General features: G+C 68.2%; 11 protein-coding genes. 2 read left to right on the top strand and 9 right to left on the bottom strand.

From position 1 onward, the window contains the following. Positions 1-140: 140 nt before the first annotated feature. The 3 genes from G6N34_RS26030 to G6N34_RS26020 all read right to left on the bottom strand — a co-directional run bounded on the left by G6N34_RS26030 (position 141) and on the right by G6N34_RS26020 (position 7260). Positions 141-1607 (bottom strand): glutamate synthase subunit beta, encoded by a 1467-nt coding sequence (locus G6N34_RS26030; protein ID WP_085150160.1) that lies wholly within the window; start codon positions 1605-1607, stop codon positions 141-143. Then, a complete protein-coding gene (gene gltB / locus G6N34_RS26025; RefSeq protein WP_264016568.1) occupies positions 1600-6210 on the bottom strand; it encodes a glutamate synthase large subunit in 4611 nt (1536 codons plus the stop codon). Before gltB ends, G6N34_RS26030 begins: the two co-directional genes overlap by 8 nt. 684 nt (positions 6211-6894) lie before the next feature. Beyond that, positions 6895-7260, bottom strand: a complete 366-nt coding sequence (locus tag G6N34_RS26020) for a WhiB family transcriptional regulator (protein ID WP_085150158.1) — start codon at positions 7258-7260, stop codon at positions 6895-6897. 397 nt (positions 7261-7657) lie between these two features. Between G6N34_RS26020 and G6N34_RS26015 the strand changes: the two genes are divergently transcribed. Together G6N34_RS26015 and G6N34_RS26010 are read left to right on the top strand one after the other, a co-directional pair. After that, entirely contained in the window at positions 7658-8791 is a 1134-nt protein-coding gene (locus tag G6N34_RS26015) for a MinD/ParA family ATP-binding protein (protein WP_407663253.1), read from the top strand. Between the two features lie 129 nt (positions 8792-8920). Continuing rightward, entirely contained in the window at positions 8921-10225 is a 1305-nt protein-coding gene (locus G6N34_RS26010) for an HNH endonuclease signature motif containing protein (protein ID WP_085150153.1), read from the top strand. Between the two features lie 216 nt (positions 10226-10441). On the opposite strand, the gene G6N34_RS26005 is transcribed toward G6N34_RS26010, so the two are convergent. From G6N34_RS26005 to G6N34_RS25980, 6 genes are read right to left on the bottom strand one after another with little or no spacing between them, the layout of a single operon-like run. Further along, positions 10442-11134, bottom strand: coding sequence for a sensor domain-containing protein (locus G6N34_RS26005; protein WP_163645545.1), 693 nt, complete (start codon positions 11132-11134; stop codon positions 10442-10444). A 28-nt stretch (positions 11135-11162) separates the two neighbouring features. Next, positions 11163-13016, bottom strand: coding sequence for a type VII secretion AAA-ATPase EccA (gene eccA / locus G6N34_RS26000; RefSeq protein WP_085150148.1), 1854 nt, complete (start codon positions 13014-13016; stop codon positions 11163-11165). Between the two features lie 10 nt (positions 13017-13026). Further along, the gene (gene eccE / locus G6N34_RS25995) at positions 13027-14565 is read right to left on the bottom strand and encodes a type VII secretion protein EccE (RefSeq protein ID WP_085150146.1); all 1539 of its coding nucleotides are present in this window, start codon (positions 14563-14565) and stop codon (positions 13027-13029) included. Then, on the bottom strand, positions 14562-16238 hold the full coding sequence (mycP, locus tag G6N34_RS25990; RefSeq protein WP_276061212.1) for a type VII secretion-associated serine protease mycosin: 1677 nt from the start codon (positions 16236-16238) through the stop codon (positions 14562-14564). Before mycP ends, eccE begins: the two co-directional genes overlap by 4 nt. After that, positions 16220-17719, bottom strand: a complete 1500-nt coding sequence (gene eccD, locus G6N34_RS25985) for a type VII secretion integral membrane protein EccD (RefSeq protein WP_109788509.1) — start codon at positions 17717-17719, stop codon at positions 16220-16222. Before eccD ends, mycP begins: the two co-directional genes overlap by 19 nt. Then, positions 17716-18744, bottom strand: coding sequence for a MinD/ParA family ATP-binding protein (locus G6N34_RS25980; RefSeq protein ID WP_085152329.1), 1029 nt, complete (start codon positions 18742-18744; stop codon positions 17716-17718). Before G6N34_RS25980 ends, eccD begins: the two co-directional genes overlap by 4 nt. Positions 18745-18751 lie beyond the last annotated feature (7 nt).

The raw sequence follows: 18751 nt of genomic DNA, 5'->3' as shown, positions 1-18751 counted from the left end.
ACTTCCCTGCGGTCGAAATAGCTGGACCGGGGCCCCACACTACCGCAGTGCCCGCTGTCACACATTAAAACCCGGTAAACCGGCAAACCCGACGAGGCACGCCGAGTTAAAGTCGGATGATTCTGGTGTGACTAGTGTGACTACCGTTGGGGAGCGGCCGTCGGCTTGATCGGCACCGGAAGTGCCGTCTCACCGGTGAGGAACCGATCGACGCCGGCCGCCGCAGCCCGCCCCTCGGCGATCGCCCACACGATCAGCGACTGTCCGCGGCCCATGTCGCCGGCAACGAAGACGCCGGGAACCGTGGTCTGGAAGTCGTCATCGCGCGCGACGTTGCCGCGATCGGTGAACTCGACGCCAAGGTCGGTCAGCAGGCCGGGCTTCTCCGGGCCCACAAAACCCATCGCCAAGAGCACCAGGTCGGCCTCCAGCTCGAAGTCCGTGCCCTCGACCTTCTCGAACTTGCCGGCCTTCATCACGACCTCGTGCACCTTGAGCGCCTTGACGTGGCCGTTCTCGCCCACGAACGCCTCGGTGTTGACGGAGAACACGCGCTCCCCGCCCTCCTCGTGCGCCGAGGACACCCGGAACATCAGTGGGTAGGTCGGCCACGGCGTCGATTCGGCCCGGGTCTCCGGGGGCCGCGGCATGATCTCGAACTGGTGCACGCTGGCCGCGCCCTGGCGGTGCGACGTGCCGAGGCAGTCGGCACCGGTGTCGCCGCCGCCGATGATGACGACCTTCTTGCCCTTGGCCGTGATGGGCGGCTGGCCGTCGTCGTCGGTGACGGGGTCGCCGAGTTGGACCCGGTTGGCCCACGGCAGGAACTCCATCGCCTGATAGATGCCCTCGAGTTCACGCCCGGGGACCGGCAGGTCACGCCACGCGGTGGCGCCGCCCGCCAGCACCACGGCGTCGAAGTCCTCACGCAGCTGCTCGACGGTGATGTCGACGCCGACGTTGACGCCCGCACGGAAGACCGTGCCCTCGGCCTCCATCTGCTCGAGACGGCGGTCGATGTGCCGCTTCTCCATCTTGAACTCGGGGATGCCGTAGCGCAGCAGGCCGCCGATCCGGTCGGCACGCTCGAAGACCGTGACGTGGTGCCCAGCCCGGGTCAACTGCTGGGCGGCGGCCAGGCCGGCCGGTCCGGAGCCGACGACGGCGACCTTCTTTCCGGTCAACACCTCCGGCGGCAGCGGCACAACCCAGCCCTCGTCGAAGGCGTTGTCGATGATCTCGACCTCGACCTGCTTGATGGTCACCGGATCCTGGTTGATGCCCAGAACGCATGACGCCTCGCACGGCGCGGGGCACAGCCGGCCGGTGAACTCCGGGAAGTTGTTGGTCGCGTGCAACCGCTCGATGGCATCGCGCCACCGGCCGCGGAACACCAGGTCGTTCCACTCCGGGATCAGGTTGCCCAGCGGGCATCCGTTGTGGCAGAACGGGATACCGCAGTCCATGCACCGCGACGCCTGCGCCTGCAGGGTGTCGTGGCTGAACTCCTCGTAGACCTCGCGCCAGTCCTTGAGCCGCAGTGGCACGGGGCGACGGGCCGGCGTCTCACGGTGGGTGTGCTTCAGGAAGCCGCTTGGATCACCCACGAGCGGCCGCCATGATCGCGTCGTCGACGCATGCGCCCGCGGCTTCGGCATCGGCGATGGCCTCGAGGACCCGCCGGTAGTCGCGCGGCATCACCTTGACGAAATGCTGCTGCTGGGCTGGCCAGTCGGCCAGGATCCGTTGTCCGACAGCAGAGTCAGTGGCATCAACGTGCGCAGTGATCATTTCGTGCAACCATTCGAGGTCGGCGTCGTCCAGAGCTTCAAGAGCGACCATCTCTCCGTTCAGATTGTCGGGCAGGGCGCGGTTCGGGTCGTAGACGAAGGCGATGCCGCCCGACATACCCGCGGCGAAGTTGCGCCCGGTGGCGCCCAGGATCACGACCCGGCCACCCGTCATGTACTCACATCCGTGATCGCCCACACCCTCGACCACCGCGTGGGCGCCCGAGTTGCGGACGGCGAAGCGCTCACCCACGACGCCGCGCAGGAACGCGGATCCGCTGGTGGCGCCGAACAGGATCACGTTGCCGCCGATGATGTTCTCCTCGGCGACGTAGCCCTCGGGCGCGCCGTCGGACGGCCTGACGACGATCCGTCCACCCGAAAGGCCCTTGCCCACATAGTCATTGGCATCGCCATAGACCCGCAGCGTGATGCCCTTGGGCACGAAGGCGCCGAAGCTGTTGCCCGCCGAGCCCTCGAACGTGATGTCGATGGTCCCGTCGGGCAGGCCCTGGCCGCCGTAGACCTTGGTCACCTCATGGCCCAGCATCGTGCCGACCGTGCGGTTGACGTTGGCGATCTTGGTCGTGAAGCGCACCGGGGTGCCGCTGTCCAGCGCCTCGCGGCACTGCGTGATCAGCTGCTGGTCCAGCGCCTTGTCGAGGCCGTGGTCTTGGCGCGAACTGCAGTACAGGTCCTGGTTCATGAAGGCCGACTCGGGCTCGTGCAGCACCGGCGTCAGGTCCAGCTTGTAAGCCTTCCAGTGCTCGGCGGCCCGCGCGGTGTCGAGTGCGCTGACCTGACCGACCATCTCGTTGATCGTCCGGAAGCCCAACTGCGCCATAAGCTCCCGGACCTCTTCGGCGATGAAGAGGAAGAAGTTCTCGACGAACTCGGGCTTGCCGTTGAAGCGCTCGCGCAGCACCGGGTTCTGCGTGGCCACACCCACGGGGCAGGTGTCCAGGTGGCACACCCGCATCATGATGCAGCCGGAGACCACCAGCGGCGCGGTCGCGAAGCCGAACTCCTCGGCACCGAGCAGCGCCGCGACCACCACGTCGCGGCCGGTCTTGAGCTGACCGTCGACCTGCACCACGATGCGATCGCGGAGTCCGTTGAGCAGCAGGGTCTGCTGCGTTTCGGCCAGGCCGAGTTCCCACGGCGCGCCGGCGTGCTTCTGCGACGTCAGCGGCGTGGCACCGGTGCCACCGTCGTGACCCGAGATCAGCACGACGTCGGCGTGTGCCTTGGAGACGCCCGCGGCGACCGTGCCGACACCGTTCTCGCTGACCAGCTTTACGTGGATACGCGCGGCCGGGTTGGCGTTCTTCAGATCGTGGATCAGCTGGGCCAGATCCTCGATCGAGTAGATGTCGTGGTGCGGCGGCGGCGAGATCAGGCCGACGCCGGGCGTGGAGTGCCGCACCTCGGCCACCCACGGGTACACCTTGTGTCCCGGAAGCTGACCGCCCTCACCGGGTTTCGCACCCTGGGCCATCTTGATCTGGATGTCGGTGCAGTTGGTCAGGTAGTGGCTCGTGACGCCGAAGCGCGCCGAGGCCACCTGCTTGATCGCACTGCGGCGCCAGTCGCCGTTGGCGTCGGGTTCGAAGCGGTCGACGGACTCGCCGCCCTCACCGGAGTTCGACCGGCCGCCGAGGCGGTTCATCGCGATGGCCAGCGTCTCGTGTGCCTCGGCCGAGATCGACCCGTAGCTCATCGCGCCCGTGGAGAAGCGCTTGACGATCTCGCTGGCGGGCTCGACCTCGTCAATCGGAACCGGCTGGCGGACACCCTCTTTGAACTTCAGCAGGCCGCGCAGCGATGCCATCCGCTCGCTCTGGTCGTCGACCAGCTTGGTGTACTCCTTGAACACGGAGTACTGGCCGGTGCGCGTCGAATGCTGCAGCTTGAACACCGTGTCGGGGTTGAACAGGTGGTATTCACCCTCGCGGCGCCACTGGTATTCGCCGCCCACCTCGAGTTCACGGTGCGCCCGCTCGTCGGGACGCTCCAGGTAGGCCAGTTCGTGCCGGGTCGCGACTTCGGCCGCGATGTCGTCGAGGTCGATTCCGCCGGTGGCGCAGTGCAACCCGGTGAAGTACTCGTCGAGCACACGCTGGCTGATGCCGATCGCCTGGAACAACTGCGCGCCGGTGTAGGAGGCCAGGGTCGAGATGCCCATCTTGGACATCACCTTCAGCACACCCTTGCCCGCGGCCTTGACGTAGTTGTTCTTGGCCTCGTCACTGGACAACCCGGTGATGACGCCGCGGTCAACCATGTCCTCGATCGACTCGAACGCCATGTACGGGTTGATCGCGGCGGCACCGAATCCACACAGCATCGCCATGTGGTGCACCTCGCGGGCATCGCCGGCCTCGACGACCAGGCCCACCTGGGTGCGGGTGCGTTCACGCACCAGGTGATGGTGCACCGCGGCCACCGACAGCAGCGACGGGATCGGCGCCAGCCACTCGTTGGACTCCCGGTCGGACAGCACGATGATGCGCGCGCCGTTGCGGATGGCCTGCGAAACCCGCTTGCGCACGTCCTCGAGCGCGCGGCGCAGACCCGGGCCGCCGTCGGCGACGGGGTAGAGGCACTGCACCACGGCGGCCCGCAGGCCGTGCTTGCGACCGCGGATCTCATGGTCGGGGTCGACGTTGATCAGCTTGGCCAGTTCGATGTTGCGCAGGATGGGCTGCGGCACCACGATCTGGCGACAGGAGCTCTCGTCGGGGTTGAGCAGGTCGCCCTCGGGGCCGATCACACCCTGCAGGCTGGTCACCACCTCTTCGCGGATGGCGTCCAGAGGCGGGTTGGTCACCTGCGCGAACAACTGCTGGAAGTAGTCGAAGAGCATCCGCGGGCGCTGCGAGAGCACCGCGATCGGAGTGTCGGTGCCCATCGAGCCCAGGGCCTCGGCGCCCGTGCGGGCCATCGGGGCCACCAGGAGGTTCAGCTCCTCGTAGGTGTAGCCGAAGGTCTGCTGGCGCAGCACCACGCGGTGGTGCGGCATCTTGACGTAGTTGCCCTCGGGCAGCTCGCTGAGGTGGAACCGGCCGTCCTCGAGCCACTCCTCGTAGGGGTGCTCGGCGGCAAGCTGGGCCTTGATCTCCTCGTCTTCGACGATGCGGCCCTGCGCGGTGTCCACCAGGAACATGCGGCCCGGCTGCAGGCGCAGGCGCTTGACCACCCTGCTGGGATCGATGTCGAGCACGCCGGCCTCGGACGCCATGACCACCAGGCCGTCGTCGGTGACCCAGACGCGCGACGGACGCAGTCCGTTGCGGTCGAGCACCGCGCCGACGACGGTGCCGTCGGTGAAGCACACCGACGCCGGTCCGTCCCACGGCTCCATGAGCGAGGCGTGGTAGCGGTAGAAGGCCCGGCGGGCCGGGTCCATGTCCTCGTTGCGCTCCCACGCCTCGGGGATCATCATCAGCACGGCATGCGCCAGGCTGCGCCCACCGAGGTGCAGCAGTTCGAGGACCTCGTCGAACCGTGCGGTGTCGGAGGCGCCCGGCGTACAGACCGGGAAGATCTTGTTCAGGTCGTTGTGATAGCCGAAGACGTCAGTGTGGATCAGCGCCTCGCGGGCCCGCATCCAGTTCTCGTTGCCGGTGACGGTGTTGATCTCACCGTTGTGGGCGACCCGGCGGAACGGGTGGGCCAGCGGCCACGAGGGGAACGTGTTGGTCGAGAAGCGCGAGTGCACGATGCCCAGCGAACTCTCAAGGCGGTCGTCCTGCAGATCGAGGTAGAACGCCTTGAGCTGCGGCGTGGTCAGCATGCCCTTGTAGACGAACGTCTGTCCCGACAGGCTCGGGAAGTACACGGTCTCGCGTCCGGGGCCGTCCTGGCCGGGGCCCTTGGTGCCGAGTTCGTGCTCGGCGCGCTTGCGGATCACGTAGGCGCGACGTTCGAGGTCCATGCCGTCGGCGCCGGCGATGAAGATCTGCCGGAACGTCGGCATGGCGTCGCGGGCGAGCGCGCCCAGCGAGGACTCGTCGGTGGGAACGTCGCGCCAGCCGAGCAGGTCCAGGCCCTCGGCCTCGACGATCTTCTCCAGCGCTGCGCACGCGGCGGCGGCGTCCTTCGCGGACTGCGGCAGGAATGCGATGCCGGTGGCGTAGCTGCCGGGCGCGGGCAGATTGATCCCCTGCTCGCCGCAGACCTCGCGGAGGAACCTGTCCGGAACCTGCAGCAGGATTCCCGCGCCGTCGCCGGTGTTGGGCTCGGCGCCCTGCGCACCGCGGTGCTCCAGGTTCACCAGCGCCGTGATGGCCTTGTCGACGATGTCGCGGCTGCGTCGGCCATGCATATCGACGACCATGGCAACGCCACACGAGTCGTGCTCATATGCAGGGTTGTAAAGCCCGGCGCTGCGGGGCGCTCTGCCGTCCGGAAAACCCACCTGGACCCCTTCGTGAAGAGAGCTTTGGGGGCTTCTCTTCGCTTCTTCACATGTCTGATCAGGGCCTACGCCGCCGTCCCGGAGGTAGCGGGCGGGGCCCCTCGGTCTGTTTGTCATGACCCCCATGTGTCTGGGGCGGGCCCGTGCAGCGCTGAACGGCGACCCGTTTGAGTCAGGTCACGACAAGTTGTAAAACGATAATCCACACATTGCCCGCCATGCCAACTTAGTCATGCCTAAGTAAGATTGTCGTGACATATGGCCGGGCATCTACGGGGCCGCAGTTCGTCGCCCCGATCTCGCTGCGCCGCAACAGAATTCACTGGCCCCCGGGTGCAGTTGCACAGGCCCCCGAAGCGGCGCTTTTCGAAGCTCCGCCTTAGGGAATTTGCTGAGGTTTCGCGGCGATCTGGCGTCCACCTGGGCAGATGGCACGTCGAACTGCATGCGACACGCGGCATCGGCGTGGACAAAAGTTTGCGGAAAGGTAAATCCAAATTTTAGACAGGCCCTGGTCTCGCCCAGAGCGGAGTCGAGACCGCGGCCACCCCCTCATCGGGCCACCCGACGGGCCGGCCCGACGGCCGCGGTCTCGATTCACACTGCGCAGGCCTCCCCCGAATTGGCCTGCCCTGCAGCCCAATCAGCATCCCGCCGACGGGCCACGCAGACATGCGTAGTGCACTACTCGTCCACCTGTTCGGCCGATTCCGGGGCCTCGCTGTCCCCGATTTCGACGAATCGGCGCCTGGTGGCCTTGCGGACGGGATACCCGCCGCGCTCGGCCAGGGACCTCAACTGCCGCAACGCAAACGTGCGGCCTCGCCCGCTCTCAGGGACGACGATGCCGGCCCAGACGCCCTCGGCGCCGGGGATCTCGACCGCGTCGCGCGCGCAGAGCCAGCGCCGCGGGCAGGTCCGGCAGATGGCCTTGGTGGCCTCGTCGGTTGCCGTCATCCACCGGTCGGGGTCGGAGACACAGGCGCCGACAACCTCGTAGGGGGTGACGCCGTCGGGTGCGTGGTGGCCCGGGTTGAGTGCGCTGGTCATGAGGCTTCCTCTCGAAGGGGAACGTTCTCGATGGCAGAACCGTAGCACTAATTTCCGTAGCGATGCAACATTTTGCGTAGCAGTGCGTCGATGGGCCATCGCGCCGCCTTGAGTGGGCGGTCCGGCGCCGTCGACGCTGGCTAAACGGCATGTGGGGGACACGGCCGACCGTGCGGGTTCCGCCGTCGGCGAGTGAGAGGACGCAGCATCGCGTCGAAATATCGAGCTCGAAGACGTAGCAGTGGTCCGACTTTTCGATGCGCGCTGCGGCGCGGGTCCCCGTACGGCACCATGTGGCAGGCGTCGATAGTCGATACTGGACACGTCCGGTCGCCATGGCGCACAGGCAACCCGGCCTCGTCCCGCGCCGCAATTCACCCCAGGAGGTCCCCGAGCAGTGGTCGAGCGCGAAGACTTTCTCCGTGATCGTCAGGTGGCCCCTCAGCAGTACGCGCCGCCGCCCCCGCCGGCAGGCGGTTGGGGTGCCGCACCTCCGCCGCCCGCACCTCCGCCGCCCGCGCCTCCGCCGCCGGGCGCAGCGATTCCGCGTGCCCCCGTCTCGGGTGCAGCGATCCCCGGCCAGACCGCCTGGCCCGACTTCGGACAACCCCCCGCCCCGAAGCGCAGGCCGCAGGCGACGCACGGATGGCGCCGCGCCGTCCGGATGGCGACGTTCGGTCTGGTGAACCTCGGGCCGTCCCGCTCCGAACGGCACAGCGCAGAACTCGAGGCGATCATCCGGGCGCCGTTGCGCAACTACTACAAGGTCGGCGTCCTGGGGAAGGGCGGCGTCGGCAAGACGTCGGTGGCCGCCAGCGTGGGGTCGATCTTCGCCGAACTGCGCCCGTCTGACCGCGTGGTCGCCATCGACGCCGACACGGCCTTCGGCAGGCTCGGCAGCCGCATCGATCCGAACGCCCGCGGTTCTTACTGGGAACTGGCCGGCGATGTGAACCTGGAGAGCTTCGCGGACCTGCGCACCCGGGTCGGGAACAACTCCTCTGGCCTGTACGTGCTGGCGGGCGAACCCGCCAGCACCCGCAAGCGCGTCCTCGATCCTGCGATCTACCGTGAGGCCGCCCTGCGCCTCGACCGGCACTTCACCATCTCGATCGTGGACTGCGGGTCCACCATGGACGCCCCCGTGACCCAGGAGGCGCTGCGCGATCTCGACGCGTTGATCGTCGTCTCGTCACCGTGGGCCGACGGCGCCGGCGCGGCCGCCCAGACCATGGAGTGGCTGGCCAACCATGGCATGGCTGACCTGCTTCGCCGCACCATCGTGGTGCTCAATGACTCCGACGGCCACGCCGACAAGCGGACCAAAGCCGCTCTGGCGCAACAGTTCACCAGCCGCGGTCAGGTAGTGGTGGAGGTGCCGTTCGATCCGCACCTGCGGCCCGGTGGCGTCATCGACGTCTCCCGCGAGATGGCTCCCGTCACCCGGCAGCGGTTCCTGCAGATCGCCGCGACCGTCGCCGGCCACTTCAACACTGCGCCACCACGGCCCGCTGCCGGCGGCACCGCCTAGTTGCGTTGAAACCGCTCTGGGGGCGGTGATTTCGCGAGTTTCCCGCCCGCAGTGCGGTGTCAACGAGAGGCGTGCGGGTGTGCTCGCGCGCGGGCGTTTTTTGTCGGTGCCTGCTGGTTGACTGGGGTCATGTCGATCACGGCGTTTCCCGACGAGGCGGTTGAGCCGCCGTGCGGTGACCGTCTCGGGGTGTTGTTCGACGAGTTGGCCGAGTTGGCGGGGCAGCGCAACGCGATCGATGGACGGATCGTGGAGATCGCGGCGCGGATGGACGGGTTGTGGGGCCACACCGGGTGTCGGTCGTTGGCGGGGTTGTTGGCCTGGCGGCTGGGCGCCTCGTCGGAGCATGCGAAGTCCATCGCGGCGATCGCCGAGCGGATCGAGGAGTTCCCCCAATGTGTGGGTGCGCTGCGTGAGGGGCAGTTGTCGCTGGATCAGGTCGGGGTGATCGCCCGCCGCGCGGGTGAGGGTTCCGACGAGCACTACAGGGCGTTCGCCACCCACGCCTCGGTCAGCCAGCTCAAGAAGGCGATCAAGCTGGAGCCGCGCCCGGACAAGGCTCCCAAGCCCGAACCCCAAGCTTCGGTGTCGAAGAGTGTGGGTGAGGACACCGTCACGTGGCGCATCACCCTGCCTGCGATCGAGTCGGCGAAGTTCGAGGCCGGACTGCAGTCGCACCATGAGGCCTTGATCGGTGAGTGGAAGCGTGATCACGACGCTGATGAATCCGATACCGGGCACAATCGTGATGAGTTGCGTCGTCCACCGTTTCCGACGTTGTCAGACGGTTTCATGCGGTTGGTGGAGGCCGGTTGGGATGCCGAGGCCACCGCGCGCCCGCAGGGGCATCGCACCACCGTGGTGCTGCACGTCGATGCCAAGGAGAAGCTGGCCAATCTGCACCTGGGACCAGCCTTGTCGGATGCTGATCGGCAGTTCCTGACGTGTGATGCCACGTGTGAGGTGTGGTTCGAACGTGACGGTCAGGTCATCGGGTCTGGGCGCACCACCCGCTCGATCAGCCGGCGGTTGCGCCGCGCCCTGGAGCATCGCCACCCCACGTGCGCGGTCCCCGGATGCGGGGCCACGCGGGGTCTGCATGCCCATCACATCCGGCATTGGGAGGACGGCGGCGAAACCGAGCTGGAGAACCTGGTGCTGCTGTGCCCGTATCACCACCGGATGCACCACAAGGGTGAGATCACTGTCCTGGGCCCGGCCAGCCGGTTGCGGGTGCTCGACTGCGACGGTGACGAACTCAGTCACGGCACCCTGGCGCGGCGACCGCACGGCCCCCCACCGCAGGCGCGGCCCTACCCCGGAACCTCCGGGGAACGCTGCGACTGGTGGTGGTACACCGCGTACCAACCCCCATCGCAGAACCAGATGCAGGACGCGATCGACACCGTCCAACCCAAGGACGAGTACCTGTAACCGGTCCGCCTCAGAAGGGTGGGTACGCAATGGTGTCGCGCCACCCGCATCCCTGTGGCGCTTCCCGGAAACCATGCTCAAACCGGTTGGGGCGTAGTGGCGTTCGATGGCAATGGTTCCCGCATGGTGGACGCAGGGCTGTCGCTGTCGCACTCAAGCAGCTCACGGGCCCCTGTCGCACCACCAGTTCAGGCACTCCCGACAAGCACCCGACGATCAGCTCGGAATTCTCCGCAGGATCTCGTCCATGATGCGCTCACCCTGATCGGTCGCGCCCAACTGGCAGGCGTTCACGTCGACAATCACGTTGGCCTTCTGGCCGAGCGCGCGTGAGCACGCCCATCCGCCGCCGCCGACCTGGGTGCTGACCGACGTCAACGTGGTGTCCGTGGCGACGGGTTCGCCGATGACGAAGGTTTCCACCCCAGCGTCGAACGTCGTCGTCAGTGACCTGTCCGCGCACCCATCCCACGCCTCGTGCATCGTGTCGAACGCGTCTTCGGCCTGACCCACGGTGGGAAACGCCACGACGACCTGGATCGCCACATGCTCACTGGTCGGGGGGTCCTCACCCAGGCGTTGCCCCTGCAGTCCGGAGTATCCCGATCCTGCGTAAGCGCTTGCTCGGGCCGGGTACATCACGCCCAGACACTCCGGCAGCGACGGCACTCCACCGTCCGTGAGGGTGGCTTCCGAAACCGTGTCGCCGGTCTGCAGCACCTTCAGATTCGGTGCGTCCAACGTGGACTTCACCTCCGGCAATGGCACCAGCAGCGTCTTCAGGTTGGCGATCGCAACCAGCGGCGGCGCCGTCGGGTCCTTGACCGGGCCGCCGGACACCACCGAGGCGCAGCCCGTGAGCAGCACCGCGAGGGACAGCACCGCTGCAGTGCCGTGTCGTGGCGTCACAATTGATGACGGTAACGCGCCGACCATGTCAGATGTCGATCGGGACGTGTTTCTCGGCGCATGCATCGCGGATCGCCGTCAGCACGTCCTGGGGCCGGATGGTCTCGAGATCTGTCACGGTCACCGAGCCCCGGTCCGTTCGATGCTGTGCCGCGACACGCGAATCACGCAGGCGCTCAGCGCGTTCCACGACATTGCGGGCGAAACGCCCGTTCTGCATGACGTCCACGCCGTGGGTTCCGTCCGGGGCGCGATACGCGCGCAGGGCCCGGCAGGCCGTGGCGAACGCATCGGCCGCGGCGGGGTCGATCACCGTCGCTCGAGGCTGGCCGTACCGAGTCGCGATCTGCACCAACTCGTCGGCGCTGTAGGACTCGAAACGCAGTTTGCGGTTGAATCGGCCGGCCAAACCCGGGTTGACGGTGAGGAACTCGTCGACCTCCTTCTCGTAGCCCGCGCCGATGAAACAGAAGTCGAACCGGTGCACCTCGAGTGCCACCAGCAGCTGGTTGACGGCCTCCATCCCGATCATGTCCGGACGGCCGTCGTGGTGACGCTCCACGAGGCTGTAAAACTCGTCCATGAACAGGATCCGCCCCAACGAACGGTTGATCAGCTCGTTGGTCTTCGGGCCCGACGAGCCGATGTGCTCGCCGCAGAAGTCCGCGCGCTTGACCTCAATGATCTCCGGATGCCGGACGATCCCGAACCCGGCATAGATCTTGCCGAGCGCCTCGGCCGTGGTGGTCTTGCCGGTGCCGGGCGGGCCGACCAACAACATGTGGTTGGTCTGGTTGTTCACCGGAAGGCCGTGCGCCAAACGCAGTGCGCGCACCTCGATCTGGTCTTCGAGTTCGGCGACGGCGCGCTTGACCTCGGCCAGCCCGACCTGGTTGTCCAGCAGCGCGCGCCCCTCCGCGAGGAGTTCGGCACGCCGCTCGTCGTTCTCCTCCTGCGCCCGGTCCTCCGACGACTGTTCGGTGGTGACGTCCCACCGATTGGTCCGGCTGTTGATCGTCTCCTCGTCGGTAACCACCAACCGCAGACTCGGATCGGCGAGCGCCTCCTGCGCGACTGCGATCAGCGCACCGTTGATGGTCGCCTTGGACAACGCCACCTGGGCCTTGTCCTCCTCGCCCAACTGACGATGCGCCATGCCCCGGATGTAGGCGGCGTCAGCGGCGATCAGCGGGAACTCGGCTGGGTCGATCGCGGCGACCATGCCGTCGACCAGATCGCGCCGCCGCGCCTCACCCGCCGCCTCATGACGCGCGCGGAGATCAACCCGATCCACCCAGTCCAGAGCGACCCGCGCCTGCCCCAGATGCGCGGCGGCATGAGCGGCCAACGTGTTCGTCGCGGCGGTCACCGCCGACATGATGATGGCCTGCGGGGGAAGCACGGTCGCCGCGACCGCGATGACGTCGGGCCACCGCTGCGTGACGAACATCAAGTACGCCCGCAGGTACTGCTGCCACTGGTGGTTCTCCCAGCTGTCCAGTAGCGCCGGGTCATTCAACAGGGATTCGGCCTTCTCGAACTGGCGGTCGTCGACCAGCGCCGAGGCGAGCGCAAGGCCGACGTGCGACGCCTCTGTCACGTTGATCGCCAGGTACGGGCCTGCCTTGATGTGCGCGCCCAACGACGCCCCGATGCGGTTGGTCTCTCGATGGAGTCGAGCGCCGTAGGCGTGCAGTTCCTGCAGGGTCGACAGCGCCTCGTCGCCGGCGGCGATCCGCCCCAACCACGCATCGGCCATCGCCGGGTCGGTTTCGGTGGCCTCACGGAACCGTGCGAGCGCCGCGTCGGGGTCCGCCTGCAGCAGCGCCATAGCCTGGTCGAACTGTCTGCGGGCGACTGCCGTCATATTGCTGGTGGTCATGGCGGGAGCGTCAACGCCTTTCTTCGACGAGTTCGCGGTCGCTGCTCAGGTGCAGGGGCTCTGCCGACACGTAGCGGTTCTCGGCGCGGAACAACTCCACCTCAACGGTGTTGACCTGTCCCGCCGCGCGCACCTCCACCAACGCCGGTCCGATCTGGGTGATCAGCACGTCGACCGAACCACGCACCTGCCCGCCGGGCTCGCCGACCGTGATCACGGTGTTGGGCCGCGGCACGGGCGCGAGCGGGCCATCGGTCACACACACCGTGGTGCCGCCCGCAGGACGTGCGCCGTCCGTCACCGCGATGTCCGGCATGCGCACCGTGGCCCACCGCTGCGGATCCCTGGTGTGCACCGTGATTCGGTCTCCGGCCCCAGCGGTCCGGACCACGAGACGTTTGGCGACAACGTCGTCCGCGGCGATATGCACCCGGCTGAACTCGCCGGGATCGCTGAACGGCAACATCATTCGATCCCCGGCGCCAACCTTTCCGATCAGCACACCGGAGGCGCCGACCGGCATGATCAGCCCGGCTGGAGCGGGGGCCCGCCGCACACCGCGCAACGTCGGGGTCAGACCGCACATACTGGCCGCCAGCGCGGCGGCCTGCTGCCCAGGCAGCGTGCGCATGATGACGCTCGGCGGGGTGGCAAGCGGTTGTGTTGTGCGGACCGTGACCGTGGCGGTCGCGGTGCCGTCGGCGAACAGGGTCAGGTTCTGAATCACCCCATCCGCACGCAGTGACCAGGCCTGGCCCAGGGTCTCGGAATTGATGTCCCGCGGCCGGTACCAGTACGTGCTCAGCCAACCGTTGTCACCACGCACCGACCTCCAGGCCTGCCTGCCGGGTTGCAGAGCCGCTCGGCCCACGCGCCGTTCCATCTCGACCATGTCGGTGGCGGTCGCGACCCTGGCGCGCACCCCGCGGCAGCGCAGGTGCGCGCTGATGCGTTGTGCGACGGCCAATGCGGCCGTGCCCGCGGACAGCCTCCACTGCAGCGCATCGGCATTCGGGTAGCTCGGCACCCGTGCGATCACCCACGTTTCGCGTTGCCCGGCGTACGGCGGCGTTCCGATCAGGGTGTCGTACACCCGCGGATAGTCCCCCGTCGCGCGCCGTCGCGCGCCGAAGCTCACGACGCTCATCGACTCCACGGTCAGCCCCAGACTCTGGCGCAGCAGGCCGTGCAGATCGTCGAGGTCCAGCACGTTGTCCGTCGAGGTGGCGGTCGATCCCATGAAAAGCGTTGGCGTGTGGGCCCTTCCGAGCACCTGCACGGCGACGACGGCGACATCGCCGAGGTAGCGCACGCCGCCACCGGACCGGTCGTTGGCCACCGTGACGGGTTCGGGCAACTCGATCGGGTGGTTGCGCCGGCGCACCAGTCCCAGCCACGACCACAGGGGCAGGCGCCACCATCGGACCACGCCGAACACCACGCCGAGCGCCAGTCCCCCGGCGGCGCCCGGGTATCCCGCGACTATCCAACCGACCAATCCGGCAAACAGCACGCCGAAGATCACCGCCAGCCGCGTTCCCGCGGTCATCGCGCCCGCCGTGCCCGGCCGACCAACGCGGCGATCAACACGATTCCGGCGACCGCGCCCGCGAAGCCCAACGCGGCGTTGCGCGCGCGATGGTCGGGTGCAGGCGGCGGGGGTGGCGGCACCACGACGCGGAACTCCGATCCGGGTGCCCGGGGCGCACCGGGTGGCACGTTGAACGTCAGCGCCGCAACGGGATCCACCACGCCGTAGCCGACCTGGTTGTCCACCCCTCGGGGCGGATTGTGCGCCGTCTGCAGGATGCGGTTGACCACCTGATGCGCCGTCAGGTCCGGATACTTGGCCCGGACCAGGGCCGCAACGCCGCTGACGTAGGCGGCCGAGAAACTCGATCCCCAGAACGGGGTGTTGGGTTCACCGGGCTTGGTGGGTGGATAGGCGTTGACCGCGGTCCCGTTCTGCGGCGACAGGCCCATGATGCCGACGCCGGGTGCCGCCGCGGCGACCCAGGGTCCGGCCAGACTCTTGGCCAGCGGCGCCCCGGTGTTGTCGACGGCGCCCACCGACAGGACGTAGTCGGAGAACCACGACGGCGACGACACAGTCTTCACCTGTCGCCAGTCCCGCGGGTCGTCGGCGTTGAGGGGGTCGAACAGCGGGTTTTGTGCGCAGTTGTCCTCACCCTCGTTGCCTGCGGCGGCGACGATCACGGCGTCCTTGACCGTCGCGGCGTACCAGACTGCGGCCCCGAGGGCCCGCTGGTCCAGTGGGTCCGCCGCCGACACGCACGAGGTCACGCTGATGTTGATGACCTTGGCGCCCATGTTCGCCGCGTGCACGATCGCCTCGGCGAGCGAGGAGATGGTGCCGGCCTTGCGGCGGGCCTCGTGGTCCCCGGGCTGCGGGTCGACGAACTCGTAGGCCCGGGAGGACTGCCGGATCGCGATGATCACCGCGTGCGGCGCCACACCCGCGACGCCGTCGGGCTCACCCGGCGGAGGCCCGGGGACGGCCGGAATCTCCGGTGCACCCGGCACGGGATCGCCTGGGGCGTTGGCCGGTTGGGCCGGCGGTGGCGCGTCGGGTGGCGGCGGTTCCGGGGGTGGGGCGGGCCTGACCTCGGTGACCGTCACGGGTGCCGGCGGCGGTGGTGGGGCGGGCGGTGCCGGTTGGCCTGCCGGTGGCGGCGGGCCCTGGGTCACGGGCGCGGGGCCGGCGGGCGGCGGGAATGCGGGACGCGCCGGCATCCGCGGCGGCATCGGTGTGCCCTGGGGTGCGGCGCCGATCAGCGACGCGACGATCGTGCCGTGGGCGTCGCAGTCCATCAGGCCGTCGCCACCCATGATGTAGTCCCCGCCGGCGACCACCGGAAGCCGCGGGTTCGGGTTCACCCCGGTGTCGATGACGGCCACGGGCACGCCGTTGCCGGTCGAGAACTCCCATGCCCTGCTGATGTTGAGCATCGTGAAGCCGGGCGCAGTGACCGCGACATTCGGGTCCTCGATCGTGATCGCCTGGGCGCACATGTTGCTCTGCCGCATCGGCTGGTCCGGTCCGGGCTTGCCGTCGGCGGGCACCATCGCAGGGTCCACCGTGGGCGGCGTGATTGCCTGCGCAGCAGGGACATTGGCACTCAGGGCGACCAGCATCAGAGCGCCCACCGCCGAGCCCCACCGCCTTCCGCGGCGGGTTGCCGTCATCTCATCCGCACCCATGTGAACAACCCCCCGATCCACGCCGCCAACGGCAGCGCCGCCACGATCGCGATGATCTCGAGCCACTCGGCCAGCATCCGCACCAGCGGCGTGAACCGTGTGACGGGCACCAGCAGTGCGACCACAAGGCCTGCGCCGGCGAACGCCGCCAGCACCACCGCACCCCACAGCACCGCGGCGCCGGAGTCCGCGGGCTGGGCCAGCACGTACTTCGCCACCCCGACGCACACCGCCGCGGCCGCGCCGCACACCAGCGCCACGGCTTGGCGCTTGTCGGTGAAGCTGCGGCCTCGGCTGATGAAGATGAGCACGTACAGCCCCGACAGGACTGCCGCGGCGTTGCCCTTGGCCTGGCCCGGCATCAACGTGGCCCAGACCGCGACCGGCAACGTGGCTGCAGCGCCGACGCACAGTCCGGTGAGCACCCCGTTCGCACGGCGCGCCGCCGCCGCGATATCCGCGCCGCGGGGCGTGGTGTCGGCATTGGTCTCAGCCCGCTCGTCCTCGTCGGCGTCCTCGACCGGCGCCACGGCGTCGACGGGAAGGCCGTCGCTGCGCCGGAACAGGTCTCGTCCGGTGATGGAACCGAAGTGCGGTGGTCGGATCCGCGCCGTCCAGAGGGCAATTGTCGGCGCCAAGGTCAGCAGCAGAAGCAGCGCCACCAACGCGCACATCCCCAGCCACTGCGCGGGGACGGGACGCCACATCCTGGCCAACGCGACGGCTCCGCCCAGTGCGCACAACGTGATCACCGTGGCCGCGACGGTGACATGGCGACCGGTGACCGACACCAGGGCGCAGATCAGGACTACGGTCGTCAGCGCCCCGATGAACAGGTGCGCCGCTCCCAGCGCCCCGGGTGCTGCCGCGCCCGCGCTGATCGCGACCAGTGGGATCGCGGGCCAGGCGAAACCCGAGAGCAGGTCCGCGCGCTGTGGCCACCCCCGTGCGACGGCAATCGCGCCAGCAGCGGCGAGCGCACCGAATACGCCGGTGACGACGGCGGGAATCAGTGAGTCGTGCACGAGGCGGGTGCGCACCGCCGTGGCGGCGATGACCGCGCCGACCATCGCGAGAATCGCGATCGCGGTGTGCGCCGCGGTGGCCGCCGTCACCGGTTCGAACAGCCGCTTCCCCACCCGGGCCAAACCAGTGGACAACGATTCATACTGCGGCTCAAACGATTCGCCCTCGCCGGCAGGGGCGAGGACCAGGGTGGTGCCGTCCTCGACACCCAGATCGTCGAGCGACTTCGTGACCTCGAGTCGTGTCCCGTTGGCGCGCTGCAGTTCGTAGCCCAGTCCGGGCTCAAGGCCGGGAAGCCCGCGGCGCTTCAGTTCGTCGTTCAGGAGTTCGACGACGTCGTCGAGGAAAACCTCGATCGGCACCGACGCCGGATACACCTGCGACACCAGGTGCTCACCGCACACCACCGCGACGGCGCACCGGGCGGGAAAAGAAACCTTCGCCATTGCCATCAGTGCGGCCGATCAGCGTCCGGGGTGTACTTGTCGGCCAAGACCGCTGCGATCTCGAACAGTCGCAGACGAGTCTTCTTGTCCAACTCGTTCTGGACGTCGATGATGCCGCCCTTGGCGAAATGCGGATCGTAGGGCATGAATTCCACCGTCGCCCCGGACTGCGAGAACCGCTCCACCAGATACTTGCGGGCGTCCTCGTCATACCTGTTGCGGCTGTCGTTGAGGATGACCATGCTGCGCGACACCAGTTCGTGGTAGCCGAGTGAGCGCAGCAGGTCGATACCCCTGGTGACGGGCAACGACGTGTCTGCGGTCAGCCCCGAGACGAACACCAGGGTGTCGCACGCGTCGAAGACCGCCTTCATGACCGGATGCTCGAGATCGTCGGCGGTGTCGACCAGGATCACGTTGTGGGTGCGACGGAGCCGGGACAGGACGCCGGTGAACATCGACGGCACCAGCGGACGCGGTTGGTCCGAGGCACGGTTGCCCGCCAGCACGTCGAGCCCGACTGCGTTCTGCCCCAAATGCTCTCGGATGTCGGCATAGCCCTGCACATCGGTGTCGTTGAGCACCGCGGAGTAGTCGCCCGGTGGCGTCTCGTCGATCCGGCCCGCCAGGGTACCGAATCCCGGTGCCGCGTCGATCGCGACCACGTTCTCGGGTCGGCACTCACGGAACACCGCACCGAGGGAGGCCGTCATGGTGGTCTTTCCCACGCCACCCTTGCCGGACACCACACCGATCACGTACTGCTTTCGGATGTGCCTGCGTATCCGCTCGCGCAGTTCACGGTAATGACGTTCGCCTGGTGACTCCCCCAGGTTCAGCGTCTTGAATGTCAGGCGGTAGAGAAACAGACGCCATCCCGAGCCTGGTGGGATCTTGCGTGGCGCAACCATATCCGAGATCCGCAGCGTTCCCGACACGGAATCCGCATGTCGGTGTTGGCCACCCGACGACTCGCGATGCCGCGTCTGAGCCTGTTCCGGCGAACTCGTCGGCTCGTTCCACGGAATGGTCATGACATCG

The sequence above is a fragment of the Mycolicibacterium confluentis genome, from assembly GCF_010729895.1.
Lineage (GTDB): Bacteria > Actinomycetota > Actinomycetes > Mycobacteriales > Mycobacteriaceae > Mycobacterium > Mycobacterium confluentis.
Note: the sequence above shows the minus strand (reverse complement) of the source record. Positions and strands in the feature narration are given on the sequence as shown.